At 73.9% G+C, this 13,247-nt stretch carries 14 protein-coding genes; 10 read left to right on the top strand and 4 right to left on the bottom strand.

Annotation, left to right across the window (positions count from 1 at the left end; genetic code table 11):
- Window positions 1–1,053, bottom strand: a complete 1,053-nt coding sequence (locus ASG41_RS01725) for a coenzyme F420-0:L-glutamate ligase (RefSeq protein ID WP_056288804.1) — start codon at window positions 1,051–1,053, stop codon at window positions 1–3.
- 8 nt (window positions 1,054–1,061) lie between these two features.
- Complete coding sequence (gene cofD, locus ASG41_RS01720; protein WP_056288801.1) at window positions 1,062–2,012, bottom strand: 2-phospho-L-lactate transferase; 951 nt, start codon at window positions 2,010–2,012, stop codon at window positions 1,062–1,064.
- A 400-nt stretch (window positions 2,013–2,412) separates the two neighbouring features.
- Here cofD and ASG41_RS01715 point away from each other — a divergent pair, with 400 nt between their 5' ends.
- Window positions 2,413–2,670 (top strand): WhiB family transcriptional regulator, encoded by a 258-nt coding sequence (locus ASG41_RS01715; RefSeq protein WP_200938699.1) that lies wholly within the window; start codon window positions 2,413–2,415, stop codon window positions 2,668–2,670.
- Window positions 2,671–2,786: 116 nt separating this feature from the next.
- Window positions 2,787–3,575: a GNAT family N-acetyltransferase gene (locus ASG41_RS01710; protein WP_235564348.1), complete on the top strand. Its 789-nt coding sequence runs from the start codon at window positions 2,787–2,789 to the stop codon at window positions 3,573–3,575.
- On the opposite strand, the gene ASG41_RS01705 is transcribed toward ASG41_RS01710, so the two are convergent.
- Together ASG41_RS01705 and ASG41_RS01700 are read right to left on the bottom strand one after the other, a co-directional pair.
- Window positions 3,559–4,719, bottom strand: a complete 1,161-nt coding sequence (locus tag ASG41_RS01705; protein WP_056288793.1) for a hypothetical protein — start codon at window positions 4,717–4,719, stop codon at window positions 3,559–3,561. The genes ASG41_RS01710 and ASG41_RS01705 overlap by 17 nt on opposite strands.
- A gap of 42 nt (window positions 4,720–4,761) precedes the next feature.
- Window positions 4,762–5,220 carry a metallopeptidase family protein gene (locus ASG41_RS01700; RefSeq protein WP_056288791.1) on the bottom strand — a complete coding sequence of 153 codons (459 nt, stop codon included), beginning with the start codon at window positions 5,218–5,220 and terminating at the stop codon, window positions 4,762–4,764.
- 105 nt (window positions 5,221–5,325) lie between these two features.
- On the opposite strand from ASG41_RS01700, the gene ASG41_RS01695 reads away from it, so the two are divergent.
- The 8 genes from ASG41_RS01695 to mtrA all read left to right on the top strand — a co-directional run bounded on the left by ASG41_RS01695 (window position 5,326) and on the right by mtrA (window position 13,229).
- Window positions 5,326–5,679, top strand: coding sequence for a DUF3499 domain-containing protein (locus ASG41_RS01695; protein WP_056288788.1), 354 nt, complete (start codon window positions 5,326–5,328; stop codon window positions 5,677–5,679).
- 120 nt (window positions 5,680–5,799) lie between these two features.
- The gene (locus tag ASG41_RS01690; RefSeq protein ID WP_056288785.1) at window positions 5,800–7,179 is read left to right on the top strand and encodes a phosphomannomutase/phosphoglucomutase; all 1,380 of its coding nucleotides are present in this window, start codon (window positions 5,800–5,802) and stop codon (window positions 7,177–7,179) included.
- A gap of 29 nt (window positions 7,180–7,208) precedes the next feature.
- On the top strand, window positions 7,209–7,379 hold the full coding sequence (locus ASG41_RS01685) for a Trm112 family protein (RefSeq protein WP_369799970.1): 171 nt from the start codon (window positions 7,209–7,211) through the stop codon (window positions 7,377–7,379).
- The gene (locus ASG41_RS01680) at window positions 7,376–8,506 is read left to right on the top strand and encodes an SIS domain-containing protein (protein WP_056288781.1); all 1,131 of its coding nucleotides are present in this window, start codon (window positions 7,376–7,378) and stop codon (window positions 8,504–8,506) included. Before ASG41_RS01685 ends, ASG41_RS01680 begins: the two co-directional genes overlap by 4 nt.
- Window positions 8,503–9,510: a cation diffusion facilitator family transporter gene (locus ASG41_RS01675; protein ID WP_056288778.1), complete on the top strand. Its 1,008-nt coding sequence runs from the start codon at window positions 8,503–8,505 to the stop codon at window positions 9,508–9,510. Before ASG41_RS01680 ends, ASG41_RS01675 begins: the two co-directional genes overlap by 4 nt.
- A gap of 26 nt (window positions 9,511–9,536) precedes the next feature.
- A complete protein-coding gene (gene manA / locus ASG41_RS01670; protein ID WP_056288774.1) occupies window positions 9,537–10,718 on the top strand; it encodes a mannose-6-phosphate isomerase, class I in 1,182 nt (393 codons plus the stop codon).
- A gap of 167 nt (window positions 10,719–10,885) precedes the next feature.
- Window positions 10,886–12,373, top strand: coding sequence for an adenosylhomocysteinase (gene ahcY / locus ASG41_RS01665; protein WP_056288771.1), 1,488 nt, complete (start codon window positions 10,886–10,888; stop codon window positions 12,371–12,373).
- A 148-nt stretch (window positions 12,374–12,521) separates the two neighbouring features.
- On the top strand, window positions 12,522–13,229 hold the full coding sequence (gene mtrA, locus ASG41_RS01660; protein WP_369799957.1) for an MtrAB system response regulator MtrA: 708 nt from the start codon (window positions 12,522–12,524) through the stop codon (window positions 13,227–13,229).
- The last annotated feature ends 18 nt before the right edge of the window (window positions 13,230–13,247 follow it).

The following is a 13,247-nucleotide window of genomic DNA, read 5'->3' as shown; positions in this document are numbered from 1 at the left end:
TCAGCCCGCTCGGGACCCCAGCCAGAGCCGGCCCACCAGCGACGAGCCGCCCGGCGACCCCACCGGCTCCCACCGGGTGGCCCAGCCCTCCGCCTGCAGGTGCACGAGGGCGGCCCCCACCAGGGCGCCCAGGGACAGCGCGGTCGTCGTCGTCACCGTGTCGGTGAGGTGCACGTCGATTACGCCGTCGTCCGCGCCGCCGTAGGAGAAGACGACCGGGAACTCCGGCAGCGCCGCCGAGGCGACGCGGAAGGCGGTCGCGACGGCCTGCGTCGCGCCGTCGCGGGGGACCAGGTCGGGAGCGGGCACCCGGGAGGCCACCAGGTCGCGCGTGCCGTACGCGAAGAGGTCGCCGGGGCCCAGGCGCACCAGCGGCCGGGTCCCGTCGTCGTGAGCCGGCTCGGCGACGTCGAGACCGCGGACGACCGCCACCGGCACCCCGGCGAGCTTGCCCTTCACCAGGTCCGCCGCCGAGGCCAGCTCGTCGACCAGGGCGACCTGGGTGGTCTCCAGCCGGTTGCCGTACGCGTCGACCGCACCCCGGTGGTCGACCAGTGCGGGGAGCCCGGCCGAGCCGACGGCGACGTCGGTGAGACCGTCCCGCCAGGTGCGGCCGAAGGTGTCGCTGACGACGACCCCCACGGTCACGCCCAGCCGCTCCCGCAGGGCCGCCCGCAGCGCCCGGGCCGAGGCGTCGGCGTCGGCGGGCAGCAGCACGAGCAGGTCGGTGGCCACGTTGGAGGCGTCGATGCCGGCCGCTGCCACGACCCAGCCCTGCCGGGTCTCCACGATCTTCAGCGGTCCCCGCCGGGCGACGACCCGCACGGTCTGCTCGTCGATGGCCGCCTGGCGGACCGCCTCCCGGTCCGCGCCCGGCGGCACCCGGACGAGCGCGCCCTCGACCTTGGAGACGACCTTGGAGGTGACGACGACGACGTCCCCGTCGGCCAGCCAGGGCGCGGCCGTGGCCAGCGCACCGGCCAGGTCGTCGCCGGGTGCGAACTCGGGCAGCCCGTGGACCGGGAGGACCCGGATGCCGGTGGGCTCAGACACCGTTGGGCTCAGACACCGGCCGCGTCGAGCGCAGCCCGGGCCATGGCCGCGGTCGCCTCGGGGGAGTCCATGAGCAGCGGGACCGCGCGGACGTCGACACCGGGCACGTCGGCGCGGTCGGTCTCGTGCACCAGCCACGCGTCGAGCAGGCCGCCGTCCGCCCGGGAGCCGTAGTGCCGGCCGACGCCCTCGGCGCTGACCTCGACCCCCACGACGGGCAGGCAGCGGTCGGCCATCCCGCGGACGACGTCGCCGCCCACGATCGGCGAGAGCCCGACGACGCGCGCGGGGGAGGCGAGCAGCCCCTCCCGCAGGCCGGGCACCCCCAGCACGGTGCCCACGGACACGACGGGGTTGGACGGGGCGAGCAGGACGGCGTCCGCGGCGGCGAAGGCCTCCAGGACGCCCGGCGCGGGGCGGGCCTCGTCGACGCCCACCTGCACGAAGGCCGAGGCGTCGAGGGCGGCGCGGTGGCGGACCCACCACTCCTGGAAGTGGATGGCCTGCGGGCGTCCCGTGTCGGGGTCGGTGACCACGACGTGGGTCTCCACCCGCTGGTCGGACATCGGCAGCAGGGTCACCCCGGGCTGCCACCGCTCGGCGAGGGCCGCGGTCACCTGCGACAGGGGGTAACCGGCGTCGAGCATCCGGGTGCGCACGAGGTGCGTCGCGAGGTCGCGGTCACCGAGTCCGAACCAGGTCGGCTCGGCCCCGTAAGCGGCGAGTTCGCTCTTCACGGTCCAGGTCTCGTCGCGCCGGCCCCAGCCCCGGCCGGGGTCGATCCCGTCACCGAGCGTGTACATCACGGTGTCCAGGTCGGGACAGACCCGCAGGCCGTGCATCGTGACGTCGTCGCCGGTGTTGACCACGGCGGTGACCTCGGCACCGGGCTCCGCGGCGAGGACGCCGCGGAGGAAGCGCGCCCCGCCGACGCCGCCGGCCACCACCACGATCCGCATGCACACCATGGTGCCCGATGGCAAGACCCGTGGTCCCCACCGGATTCTGGCGGGAATGATCTGCACCAACTCCCGGGGTACCGACGGCAGAAGTTGTGCAGGGGTGCGGCGTGTCCTGGGCTTTAGTGACCCTGTCGAGACCCTCCGTGACGCCTGTGACTCGTGGTACTCCGCGTTACACCGGACCGACTTGACCCCAGCACAACGACACGCGTGTAATTCCCTCGTTGTCACCAGGTGCAGCACCCCGGGATCGGCCCGGAAAGTAACGCACCGTGACGAAGGCGAGAGGGGACGCATCGTCATGGCAGAGGTGTCGTGGTTGAGCGAGTACAAGCAGCAGCACGGTGTCCAGGCGGCGCCGACCTCCGGGTCGGGCTTCGGTCAGGGCACGGCCGGGCTGTCGGCACTGGACTGGTCCGCCGGTCTGGAGGAGGACGAGCAGGGCTGGCAGGAGCGCGCCCTGTGCGCCGAGACCGACCCCGAGGCGTTCTTCCCGGAGAAGGGCGGATCGACCCGCGAGGCCAAGAAGATCTGCACCGGGTGCGAGGTCAAGCTCGAGTGCCTGGAGTACGCCCTGGGCAAGGACGAGCGCTTCGGCATCTGGGGCGGCCTGTCCGAGCGTGAGCGCCGCCGGTTGCGCCGCCGCGCCGTCTGAGACGGCCTGCCTGCCCCGTCGGTCACGCTGCGTGCGCCCCGGGGTCCTGCAGGCAGCCCGACGGCGTGTGGTCGACTCCGGGTGTGTCCAGCAGGGTCGCCGTCGGGCGAGCACGCGTGGTGCGGGAGATCCGCGCCGCCGCTCCGCTGATGTCCCAGCTCTCCGCCCCGGCCACCGCCCGGGGACCGTGGCTCACTGCTGCGGTGAACGCCACGCGGGTCGGTCTCGTCCGGCCCCAGCTGCGCGCGGTCGTCGTCGAGGCGCACCACCAGGGCCGTCCCTCCGGGGCGGCCCTGCTGTCGTTGCGGCGCCGCGGGGCGACCACCGAGGTCCGGCTGCTCGGGGACGGCACCGCCCCACCGCCCCCTGGCGGGCCGCCCCGGCGGCTGCTGGCGGCGGACCCCGACACGGCAGGGCAGCTGGCCGCAGCCGTGGTGGCCGAGGTGGCGACGATCCGCGGTCCCTGGCGGCTGGCGTTGACCGGACTGCCCCTCGGCGACCCCACCGCGGCCGCCCTCGCCGCCCGGCTGGGGACCGGGGCCTCCTTCGCCACCGTCCGCAGCCGGGCCCTGCGTGACGAACTGGACGACGTCGGTGAGGTCCAGCGGTCCTGCGACGCGGCTGCCCTGGAGCAGTGGTTGCCGGACTTCCTCGACCACCGTCCCGCGGGCGGGTCCCGGCCGGTGCTGCGGGCGCTGGTCAGGACGCACGCGGCCATCGGGCTCCTGGAGCACGCCGTCGTCCGCGACGGCGACCGGGTCGTGGCCGGCCTGCTCACCCTCCTGGGGCCCGACGGCCGCCGTCCCTGGTGGGGCTGGACGGAGGTCGGCGGGCTCGATGAGGCCCCGGGGCGGCCCCTGGTGTCGCTGACCGCCTCCTCGGCGGGACTCAGCCGCCGGCGGTGACCGTGTTCGCCGTCCGGTCGGCCGTCGTAACGGCGGTCGACGTGCCCAGCTCCAGGTCGCCCACCAGCGGCGCCGTCCCGTCCTCCGCGCGGCCGTCGGGTCCGGCCTCCACGGTGATGGGGTAGCTGCGCCCGGTGTACACCGGCGAGGACCCGTTGGGTCGGGTGTAGGTCTCGAAGTCACCGCTGAGCTCGAACTCGCCCGCCACCTCGCGCAGCTCCAGCGCGGGGGTGGGCAGGTCGGCGTACTCGGTGAGCGACGCCGTGCAGCCGGCCGCCGCCGGGTCCACCGGGGGAGTGGCGGTGATGCAGTTCCAGGTCGTGAGCTCCAGGTGGGCGACCCCCGTGGTGCCGTCGCTGCTGACGTCCAGACGCGGGTAGCTGACGGTCGCGCCCACTGCGCGGGGCTCCAGCACGATGCCCTCGAACGCGGCCCGGGCGGTGAAACCGTCCCGGCCGGGGTCGACGCTGGTCGAGGCCAGGTCACCGGCCGCCGCGGCGGTGAGCGGTGCGCGCGTGGTGGTCGGTGTCGAGGACGCGGTCGTCGGCACAGTCCGGGTCGTGGCCGCCGCTGCGGGGCGGCCCTCGTCCCGGCCCCGGTCGTCGCGCCGGCCACCGTGGTCGGTCAGCACCGCCAGCGTGCCGGCCGCGACGACGAGGGCCACCGCTGCCGTCGCGAGGGCGGCGACCGGTCGGCGGGGGGGGTGGGGAGCCGGCCGGGTGACCGGCGCGGCAGCCAGGGCCGGGGCCGGGGCCGGGGTCGGCGTCGGGATCGGCGCGGGAGGCGCTGTGGGAGGCGTTGCGGGAGGGAGGACGGTGGGCGAACCGGGGGGCGCGTCGAAGAAGGCCTGCAGGTCGTCGACCTCCCGGACCGCCGCCGCCGGGCGCTCGGGGCTCCCGGTCGCGGTGTCCTCAGCGGGGGCCGGGCCCGGGACCGGTGCCGCCGGGGGGGTGCTGGCCAGCAACACCGCCGCGCCCCCGAGCCCCAGCGCGGCCACCAGCAGTGCGGCCACCCACAGGCCCGGCGAGGCCGTGGTCACGGCCAGCGCGACGAGCACCACCAGCAGCACGCCGACGACGACGCCCCCACCGACCAGGGGTCCGCGTCGTCGTCCGAGGGGGGCCGGTGCTCGCTGCGCGTCCATCACCTCGCAGCATGTCACCCGTCCGTGCGCGGTCGGCGCCGGTCAGCCCGTGGGGTCGATCTCCTCCGGGTCCCGGCCCAGCAGTACCGCCACCTGGTCCACGACCACGTCCCGCACCAGGTCGGCGAGGTCGTCCCGGTCGTGGGCGCGGATCTCCAGCGGGCGGCGGTAGACGACGATCCGCGGCGGGTGCTCGGTGCTGCCCTCGCGCCGTCCCGGCAGGACCCGGGCCAGCGGCACGCTGCCGTCGTCGAGGACGTCGGCGTCCAGGACGACCTCGTCGGGACTGCTGTGGTCGACCCACGGCACGTCCTCGACGGCGAACTCCACACCGGCCAGCTCGCGCTCCCAGCGCCGCTCCAGGTCCTCGACGGCGTCCAGGACGAGATCGTCGAACTGCTCGGCCCGGCTGCGGGACAACGGGACGCCGGGCGGGACGAGGCGGCCGCGGAGACCGCGACCGTGGCGGTCGCGGCGGGCGCGGGCGGGAGGACGGTCCATGGCGGGGCGAGCCTACGTCCGGGCCGCCGCGGCACGAGCGGTCCGGTGTGCCTGCTGACGCTCGGCGCGTGGCGCGGTTAGTGTGCGAGCCGTGAGGAACCGGTGGTGAGGCAGTCACGTCGCTGCTCGCGCAGCGGCTGCGCGCAACCGGCGGCGGCCACCCTGACCTACGTCTACGCAGAGTCCACGGCCGTCGTCGGACCGTTGGCGACCTACTCGGAGCCGCACAGCTACGACCTGTGCGAGTTCCACGCCGAGCGGCTGACCGTGCCCCGGGGCTGGGACGTCGTCCGGCACGAGGTCGAGGTCGACGACGCCGGTCCGACCGGGGACGACCTGCTGGCGCTGGCCGACGCGGTGCGTGAGGCGGCCCGCCCGGAGGAGTCCGACGCGGAGCCGGTCGACAACGGCTCCGGCCGGCAGCGGGGGCACCTGCGGGTGCTGCCCAACCTGCCCTGAGGATCCCGCCGGGGTCACACGTCGCGTGGTCCGTGGCTGCAGCACGGCGGCGACGGCGCCGATAGGGTCGTCGGGCCACCTCGTCATGGGGTGGCTCCAACGGACCCGAGGTGGATCAGCGTGCCGGACCTGTCGTCGCTCATCAAGGCCTACGACGTGCGGGGAGTCGTCCCCGACCAGTGGGACGAGTCCGTCGCCCGGGCGATCGGCGCGGCGTTCGCCGAGTTCGTCCACGCCGAGACCGGTGCGTCGGCCGTGGTCACCGCCCACGACATGCGCGAGACCTCTGTGCCGCTCTCGCGAGCCTTCGCCGAGGGCGTGCTCAGCCGCGGGGTCGACGTCGTCGAGGCCGGGCTGGGCTCCACGGACATGCTCTACTTCGCCGCCGGCAGCCTGGACCTGCCCGGGGCGATGTTCACGGCCAGCCACAACCCGGCGCAGTACAACGGCATCAAGATGTGCCGAGCCGGTGCAGCACCGATCGGTCAGGACTCGGGTCTCGCCGAGATCAGGGACTGGAGCGAGCGGCTGCTCGAGGGTGAGTCGGTCTTCGACCGTGACCCCGGCGTCGTGGGCAGCGTCTCCTCGCGAGACGTGCTCAGCGAGTACTCCGAGTACCTGCGCGGTCTGGTCGACCTCTCGGCCATCCGCGCGCTCAAGGTCGTCGTCGACGCCGGCAACGGGATGGGCGGGCACACCGTGCCGGTGGTGCTCTCCGGTCTGCCCCTGGACGTCGTCCCGATGTACTTCGAGCTCGACGGCTCCTTCCCCAACCACGAGGCCAACCCGCTGGACCCTGCCAACCTCGTCGACCTGCAGCGCGCCGTGGTCGAGCACGGCGCCGACGTCGGGCTGGCCTTCGACGGCGACGCCGACCGGGTCTTCCTCGTCGACGAGCGCGGCGAGCCGGTCAGCCCCTCGGCGGTCACCGCCCTGGTCGCCGTCCGTGAGCTCCGCCGCGGGGTCGGCACGACGATCATCCACAACCTGATCACCTCGGCGGCCGTGCCCGAGATCGTCCGGGAGCACGGCGGGGACCCGGTGCGCACCCGGGTGGGCCACAGCTTCATCAAGGCCGAGATGGCCCGCACCGACGCGGTCTTCGGTGGCGAGCACTCCGCGCACTACTACTTCCGTGACTTCTGGCGCGCCGACACCGGCATGCTGGCCGCGATGCACGTGCTCGCGGCCCTCGGCGAGCAGCCGGGCACCCTCTCGGAGCTGACCGCCGACTACAGCCGCTACGTGGCCTCCGGGGAGATCAACTCCACCGTGGCCGACGCCGCCGACCGGGTCGCCGCCGTGCGAGCGGCCTACGGCACCGACGAGCGGGTCGCCTTCGACGAGCTGGACGGCCTCACGGTCCAGCTCCCCGACGGGGCCTGGTTCAACCTGCGGGCCAGCAACACCGAACCCCTGCTGCGACTCAACGTCGAGGCCCCTGACGGAGCTCGGATGACCGAGATCCGCGACCACGTCCTGGAGCTGGTGCGCGCATGACCGGAACGACCCACCCCGAGACCCTGGGCATCGACCCGGCGCTGCTGGCGATCCTGGCCTGCCCCGACACCCACCACAGCCCGCTCACCCTGGACCCCACGGCTGCCGAGCTGTTGTGCAGCACCTGCGACCGGGCCTTCCCGGTGCGGGACGGCATCCCGGTGCTGCTGCTCGACGAGGCACGACGCCGGTCGGCATGACCTCCCCCGAGCTGGCCGAGGAGGTCCTCGACGACCCGGAGCTGCTGCGGGCCCGGGACCCCCACGGCCTGCTCCCGGCCGTGGCCGGTGCCGGTGCGCAGGTCCGGGAGACCGCGCGGCTCACCGAGGAGGCCGGCCTGGGTCGGGTGACCGGTGCCGGGCGGCCGCGGGGTCTGGTCGTCGTGGCCCGGCGTGAGGGTGCGGTGGCGGCGTCCGTGCTGCGGGCGCTGCTGGGGCCCTCGAGCCCGGTGACCGTGGACGTCGTCCCCGGCCCGGACCTGCCGGTGTGGATGGGCGCCTCCGACGTGGCCGTCGTGGCCACCAGGACCGGCGCCGGCCGGTACGCCGTGACCCCTGCCTACGAGGCGGCCCGGCGGGGCGTCGCCGTCGTCGGGATCGGGGCGGAGGGCGCTCCGTTGCACGCTGCGTGTGCGGCCGCGCGTTCCCCCTACGTGGCACTCCCCGACACGCGGGTGCGGCACGCCACGCTCTGGTCTCTGCTGACACCGATGCTGCGCCTGGCCACCGACCTGGGGCTGCTGGCCCCCGGCGCGGCCGACACCGACGTCGTCGCCGCCGCGCTCGACGAGGTCGCCGCCGCCTGCGGGCCGGCCCGGGAGTCCTTCGTCAACCCGGCGAAGACCCTGGCCCTGGAACTGCTCGACGCGCTGCCCGTCATCGCTGCCGAGGGCCCCCTGGCCGGGGCCGCCGCCACCAGGGTCGCCGATCAGCTGGCCACCCTGGCCGGCCTCCCTGCCAGTCACTACCGCCTGCCCGACCAGCGGGTCGCCGCGTGCGCCGTGGTCGGTGGGCCGCTGGCGGCCGGGGACTCCGACGACTTCTTCCGGGACCGGACCGACGACGAGGGGCGTCGCCTGCGCCTGATCACCCTGCGCGACGCCCAGGCCGACCACGACGGCCGGGCGGAGCGGGAGCCCTCCAACGCCGCGGACGCGATGCGCCAGGTGTTGCGCCTGGCCACCGACCGCAACGTGCCCGTCAGCGCACTGGGCGAGCCCGGGGGGCACGACTCCGAGCCGCGTCTGGCCCGGGTGGCGCGCCAGCTCGCGGTGGCCGACTTCAGCGCCGTTTACCTCGCGCTGGCCCTGGACACCCAGCGCTCGTGAGCACCCCGGCCGAGCCCGCGCCCGACACCCAGGGCGCTGCGGCTGACGCCGGTGCACACGGTGGCACCCGGGCGATCATCGCCGCCCTGGCGGCCAACCTGGGCATCGCGATCGCCAAGTTCGTCGCCTTCCTGGTCACCGGCGCCTCCTCGATGCTGGCCGAGGCGATCCACTCCGTCGCGGACTCGGGCAACCAGGTGCTGCTGTTGATCGGTGGCCGCACGTCCCGACGCGCCCCCACGCCGCAGCACCCGTTCGGCTTCGGCCGCGACCGCTACGTGTACGGCTTCCTGGTCGCGATCGTGCTCTTCAGCGTCGGCGGCGTCTTCGCCGTCTACGAGGGTGTGCACAAGCTGCTCGAGCCCGAGGAGCTGACCAGCCCGGGGTGGGCCTTCGGCGTGCTCCTGGTGGCCATCGTGCTGGAGTCCTTCTCGCTGCGGACCGCGCGCAAGGAGACCGATGCCGTGCGCAAGCCGGGGGAGTCCTACTGGGCCTTCATCCGGCACGCCCGGGCACCCGAGCTGCCCGTGGTCCTGCTGGAGGACACCGCTGCGCTGACCGGCCTGGTCCTCGCGCTGCTGGGTGTCGGGCTGTCGGTGGTCACCGGGAACGGGGTCTACGACGGGCTGGGCACCGTGGCCATCGGCCTGCTGCTCATCGTGGTCGCCGCGATCCTGGCCGTGGAGACCAAGAGCCTGCTGCTCGGCGAGTCCGCCACCCCGGACGTGCAGCGGCAGATCGTCGCCGCCCTCGAGGGCTCGGGCAGCGTGCTCTCGGTCGTCCACATGGAGACCCAGCACCTGGGCCCCGAGGAGCTGCTGGTGGGCGCGAAGATCGCCGTGCGGCACGACGACACCGCCGCCGCGGTCGCCCGCGCCATCGACGAGGCCGAGGCCCGCATCCGGGCAGCCGTCCCGATGGCGAGGGTGATCTACCTGGAGCCCGACATCCGGCGCGCGGAGCACTCGACACCGGGGACCGGTGCGTCGACGACAGGGGGATGACCCTCGCCCCGGTAACCTGCCCCACGATGTGGCAGCTGACGAACACCATCCGGCACTACCCGTGGGGCAGTCGCACCGTGATCCCCGAGCTCCTGGGGGAGGCCTCGCCCGCGGCTGAGCCGCATGCGGAGCTGTGGATGGGGGCGCACCCCGATGCCCCCAGTGTGCTGGCAGACGGGCGAGCCCTGGACGCGGCCATCGCCGAGGAACCCGACCGCCTCCTCGGCGGTGCGGTTCGTCAGCACTTCGGTGACCGCCTCCCGTTCCTGATGAAGGTCCTCGCCGCGGACAGCCCGCTGTCCCTGCAGGCGCACCCCACGACGGCTCAGGCGCAGGTCGGGTACGCCGCCGAGGAGGCTGCCGGGGTCCCGCAGGACGACCCGACCCGCACCTTCAAGGACCCCTTCCACAAGCCGGAGATCCTGCTCGCGATCACCCCGGTCGAGGCCCTGTGCGGCTTCCGGCCGGTCGAGGAGTCGCTGCACTGCCTGGCCAAGCTGCAGCTGCCCGAGCTCAAGCCCACCATCGCCGCACTGGCCCGCGGTGGGCTGCAGGTCGCGGTCCCGCAACTGCTGGCGTTGTCCGCACGGCGCAGGCAGTCCCTGGTGAGCGCCGTCGCCGAGCGGGCCGCCACCTTCGTGGCCGCGCACGACCCGGAGTTCATCAACACCTACCGCTGGGCCGCCAGCCTGGCGACGACCTACCCCGGTGACATCGGGGTGGTCATCTCGCTGCTGTGCAACCACCTGACGATCGCCCCCGGTGAGGCCGTCTTCCTGCCCGCCGGCAACCTGCACGCCTACCTGTCCGGGGCAGGCGTCGAGGTGATGGCCAGCTCGGACAACGTGCTGCGCGGCGGTCTGACCGGCAAGCACGTGGACCTGGCCGCCCTCGTCGAGGTGCTGGACTTCACCGACGGCCGGGTGCCGGTCATCCGTCCCGTCCTGGGGCCCGGTGGCCTGCGGTACCCGGTGCCGGTCGAGGACTTCGACCTGACCCGCTGCGAGCTGGGCGCGGACCCGGGCAGCCTGCGCACCTCGGGCCCGCAGGTCCTGCTCTGCACCGAGGGCCGGGCGGTGCTCGGCACCGACGACGGCGAACTCGTACTGGACCAGGGCGAGTCGGCCTTCGTCCCGGCCGGTGCCCCGCTGACTGCGCAGGGGCCGGCCGTCCTCTACCGCGCGACGACGGGCCTGCGCGCGACGTGAACCCGCGGTCGGGGGTGTGACGAACCCCCGACACGCGAGACGTCGAGGGCTCCAACCCGTACCCTGGACCACGGCACGAGCCCCGCCGAAGCCTCGGCATGCTCGCTCACGAACAGATCCGACGCTGCCGCAGCCCCTCTGGCGCGGCCGGGACACTCTGGAGCGACATGACCGCCTCTACAGGCGCACGCGTACTGACCGCCGACGACTTCAAGGTCGCCGACCTCTCCCTCGCCGGCTTCGGCCGCAAGGAGATCTCCCTCGCCGAGCACGAGATGCCGGGCCTGATGGCGCTGCGCGCCGAGTTCGGTGACGACAAGCCCCTCACCGGTGCCCGCATCGCCGGCTCGCTGCACATGACCGTGCAGACCGCCGTCCTCATCGAGACGCTGACCGCGCTGGGCGCCGACGTCCGCTGGGTCTCCTGCAACATCTTCTCCACCCAGGACCACGCCGCCGCGGCCATCGCCGTCGGCCCCGAGGGCACCGTCGACGCCCCCTCCGGCACCCCCGTCTTCGCCTGGAAGGGCGAGTCGCTGGAGGAGTACTGGTGGTGCACCCAGCGCCTGTTCGAGTTCCGTGACGAGGCCGGCACCGTCATCGGCCCGAACATGATCCTGGACGACGGCGGCGACGCCACCATGCTGGTCCACCTCGGCACCCGGTTCGCCGCGGACGGCGCGGTGCCCGACACCACCGAGTCCGACAGCGAGGAGTTCTCGGTCGTCCTGCAGGTGCTGCGCGACACCATCGCGGCCGACGAGCAGTACTGGACCCGCATCGGCCAGGAGATCAAGGGCGTCACCGAGGAGACCACCACCGGCGTGCTGCGGCTCTACGAGCTCGCCCGCGACGGCCGCCTGCTCTTCCCGGCGATCAACGTCAACGACTCGGTCACCAAGAGCAAGTTCGACAACCTCTACGGCTGTCGCCACTCCCTCATCGACGGCATCAACCGCGCCACCGACGTCATGATCGGCGGCAAGGTCGCCGTCGTCTGCGGCTTCGGCGACGTCGGCAAGGGCAGCGCCGAGGCCCTCCGCGGCCAGGGCGCCCGGGTCATCGTCACCGAGATCGACCCGATCTGTGCCCTGCAGGCCGCCATGGAGGGCTACCAGGTCACCACGCTGGACGACGTGATCGGCACCGCCGACATCATCATCACGACGACCGGCAACAAGGACATCATCTCCGCCGAGCAGCTGGCCGCCACCAAGCACCAGGCGATCATCGGCAACATCGGTCACTTCGACAACGAGATCGACATGGCCGGCCTGGCCAAGATCCCCGGCGTCGTGAAGACCAACATCAAGCCGCAGGTCGACGAGTGGCGGTTCGCCGACGGCCACACGATCATCGTGCTCTCCGAGGGCCGGCTGCTGAACCTGGGCAACGCCACCGGGCACCCCAGCTTCGTGATGAGCAACTCCTTCACCAACCAGGTGCTCGCCCAGATCGAGCTGTGGGGCAACCGCGCCGCCTACGAGGGCCAGACCCCCGGCGTCACCGTGCTGCCCAAGCACCTCGACGAGAAGGTCGCCCGCCTCCACCTGGACGCCCTCGGCGTCAAGCTCACCGAGCTGTCCAAGGTGCAGGCCGACTACCTCGGCGTCCCGGTCGAGGGCCCGTACAAGAGCGACCACTACCGCTACTGAGACAGGACCTGCTCGCCCCCCGCACCACGCTCCGCGCGGTCCGGGACCCTGCGAGCAGGCCGTTCCAGCCAGTCACGACCGCACCCTCCAGGGGCACGACCCTGGAGGGTGCGGTCCGTCTGGGACCGGTTCACGCACAATGGGGGGCGTGCCGCCTTCCGCTCCGCTGTCCGGTTCCTCCCGCGGCCGCGTGCTCGTCGTCGACGACGACGCCGCGCTGGCCGAGATGCTCGGCATCGTGCTGCGGCGCGAGGGCTACGAGCCCGCCTTCGTCTCCGACGGCGCCCGGGCGGTCGCGACGTTCCAGCAGGTCCGCCCCGACCTGGTGCTGCTGGACCTCATGCTCCCGGGGCGCAACGGGCTGCAGATCTGCGCGGACATCCGCACCCAGTCCAGCGTCCCGATCATCATGCTCACCGCCAAGGGCGACACCATCGACGTCGTCCAGGGCCTGGAGGCCGGCGCCGACGACTACGTGACCAAGCCCTTCAAGCCCGTCGAGCTGGTCGCCCGGGTGCGCTCCCAGCTGCGGCGGGGGGAGACCGGGCAGGCCGAGAACCTGGTGATCGGCGACGTCTCCATCGACGTCCCGGCGCACCAGGTGTCCCGGGCCGGCGAGCCGATCGCGCTGACCCCGCTGGAGTTCGACCTGCTGGTCGCCCTGGCCCGCAAGCCCCGGCAGGTCTTCACCCGCGAGCTGCTGCTGGAGCAGGTGTGGGGCTACCGGCACGCCGCGGACACCCGGCTGGTCAACGTGCACGTGCAGCGGCTGCGCGCCAAGGTCGAGCGCGACCCCGAGCGCCCCGAGGTGGTGCTGACGGTGCGCGGCGTCGGCTACAAGGCCGGCCCGCCGTGACCGGGCCGGGACGCCCCC

Origin of the sequence: Modestobacter sp. Leaf380 (genome assembly GCF_001424485.1) — a bacterium.
Classification (GTDB): Bacteria; Actinomycetota; Actinomycetes; order Mycobacteriales; family Geodermatophilaceae; genus Klenkia.
This window is presented reverse-complemented; position numbering and strand designations above follow the sequence as displayed.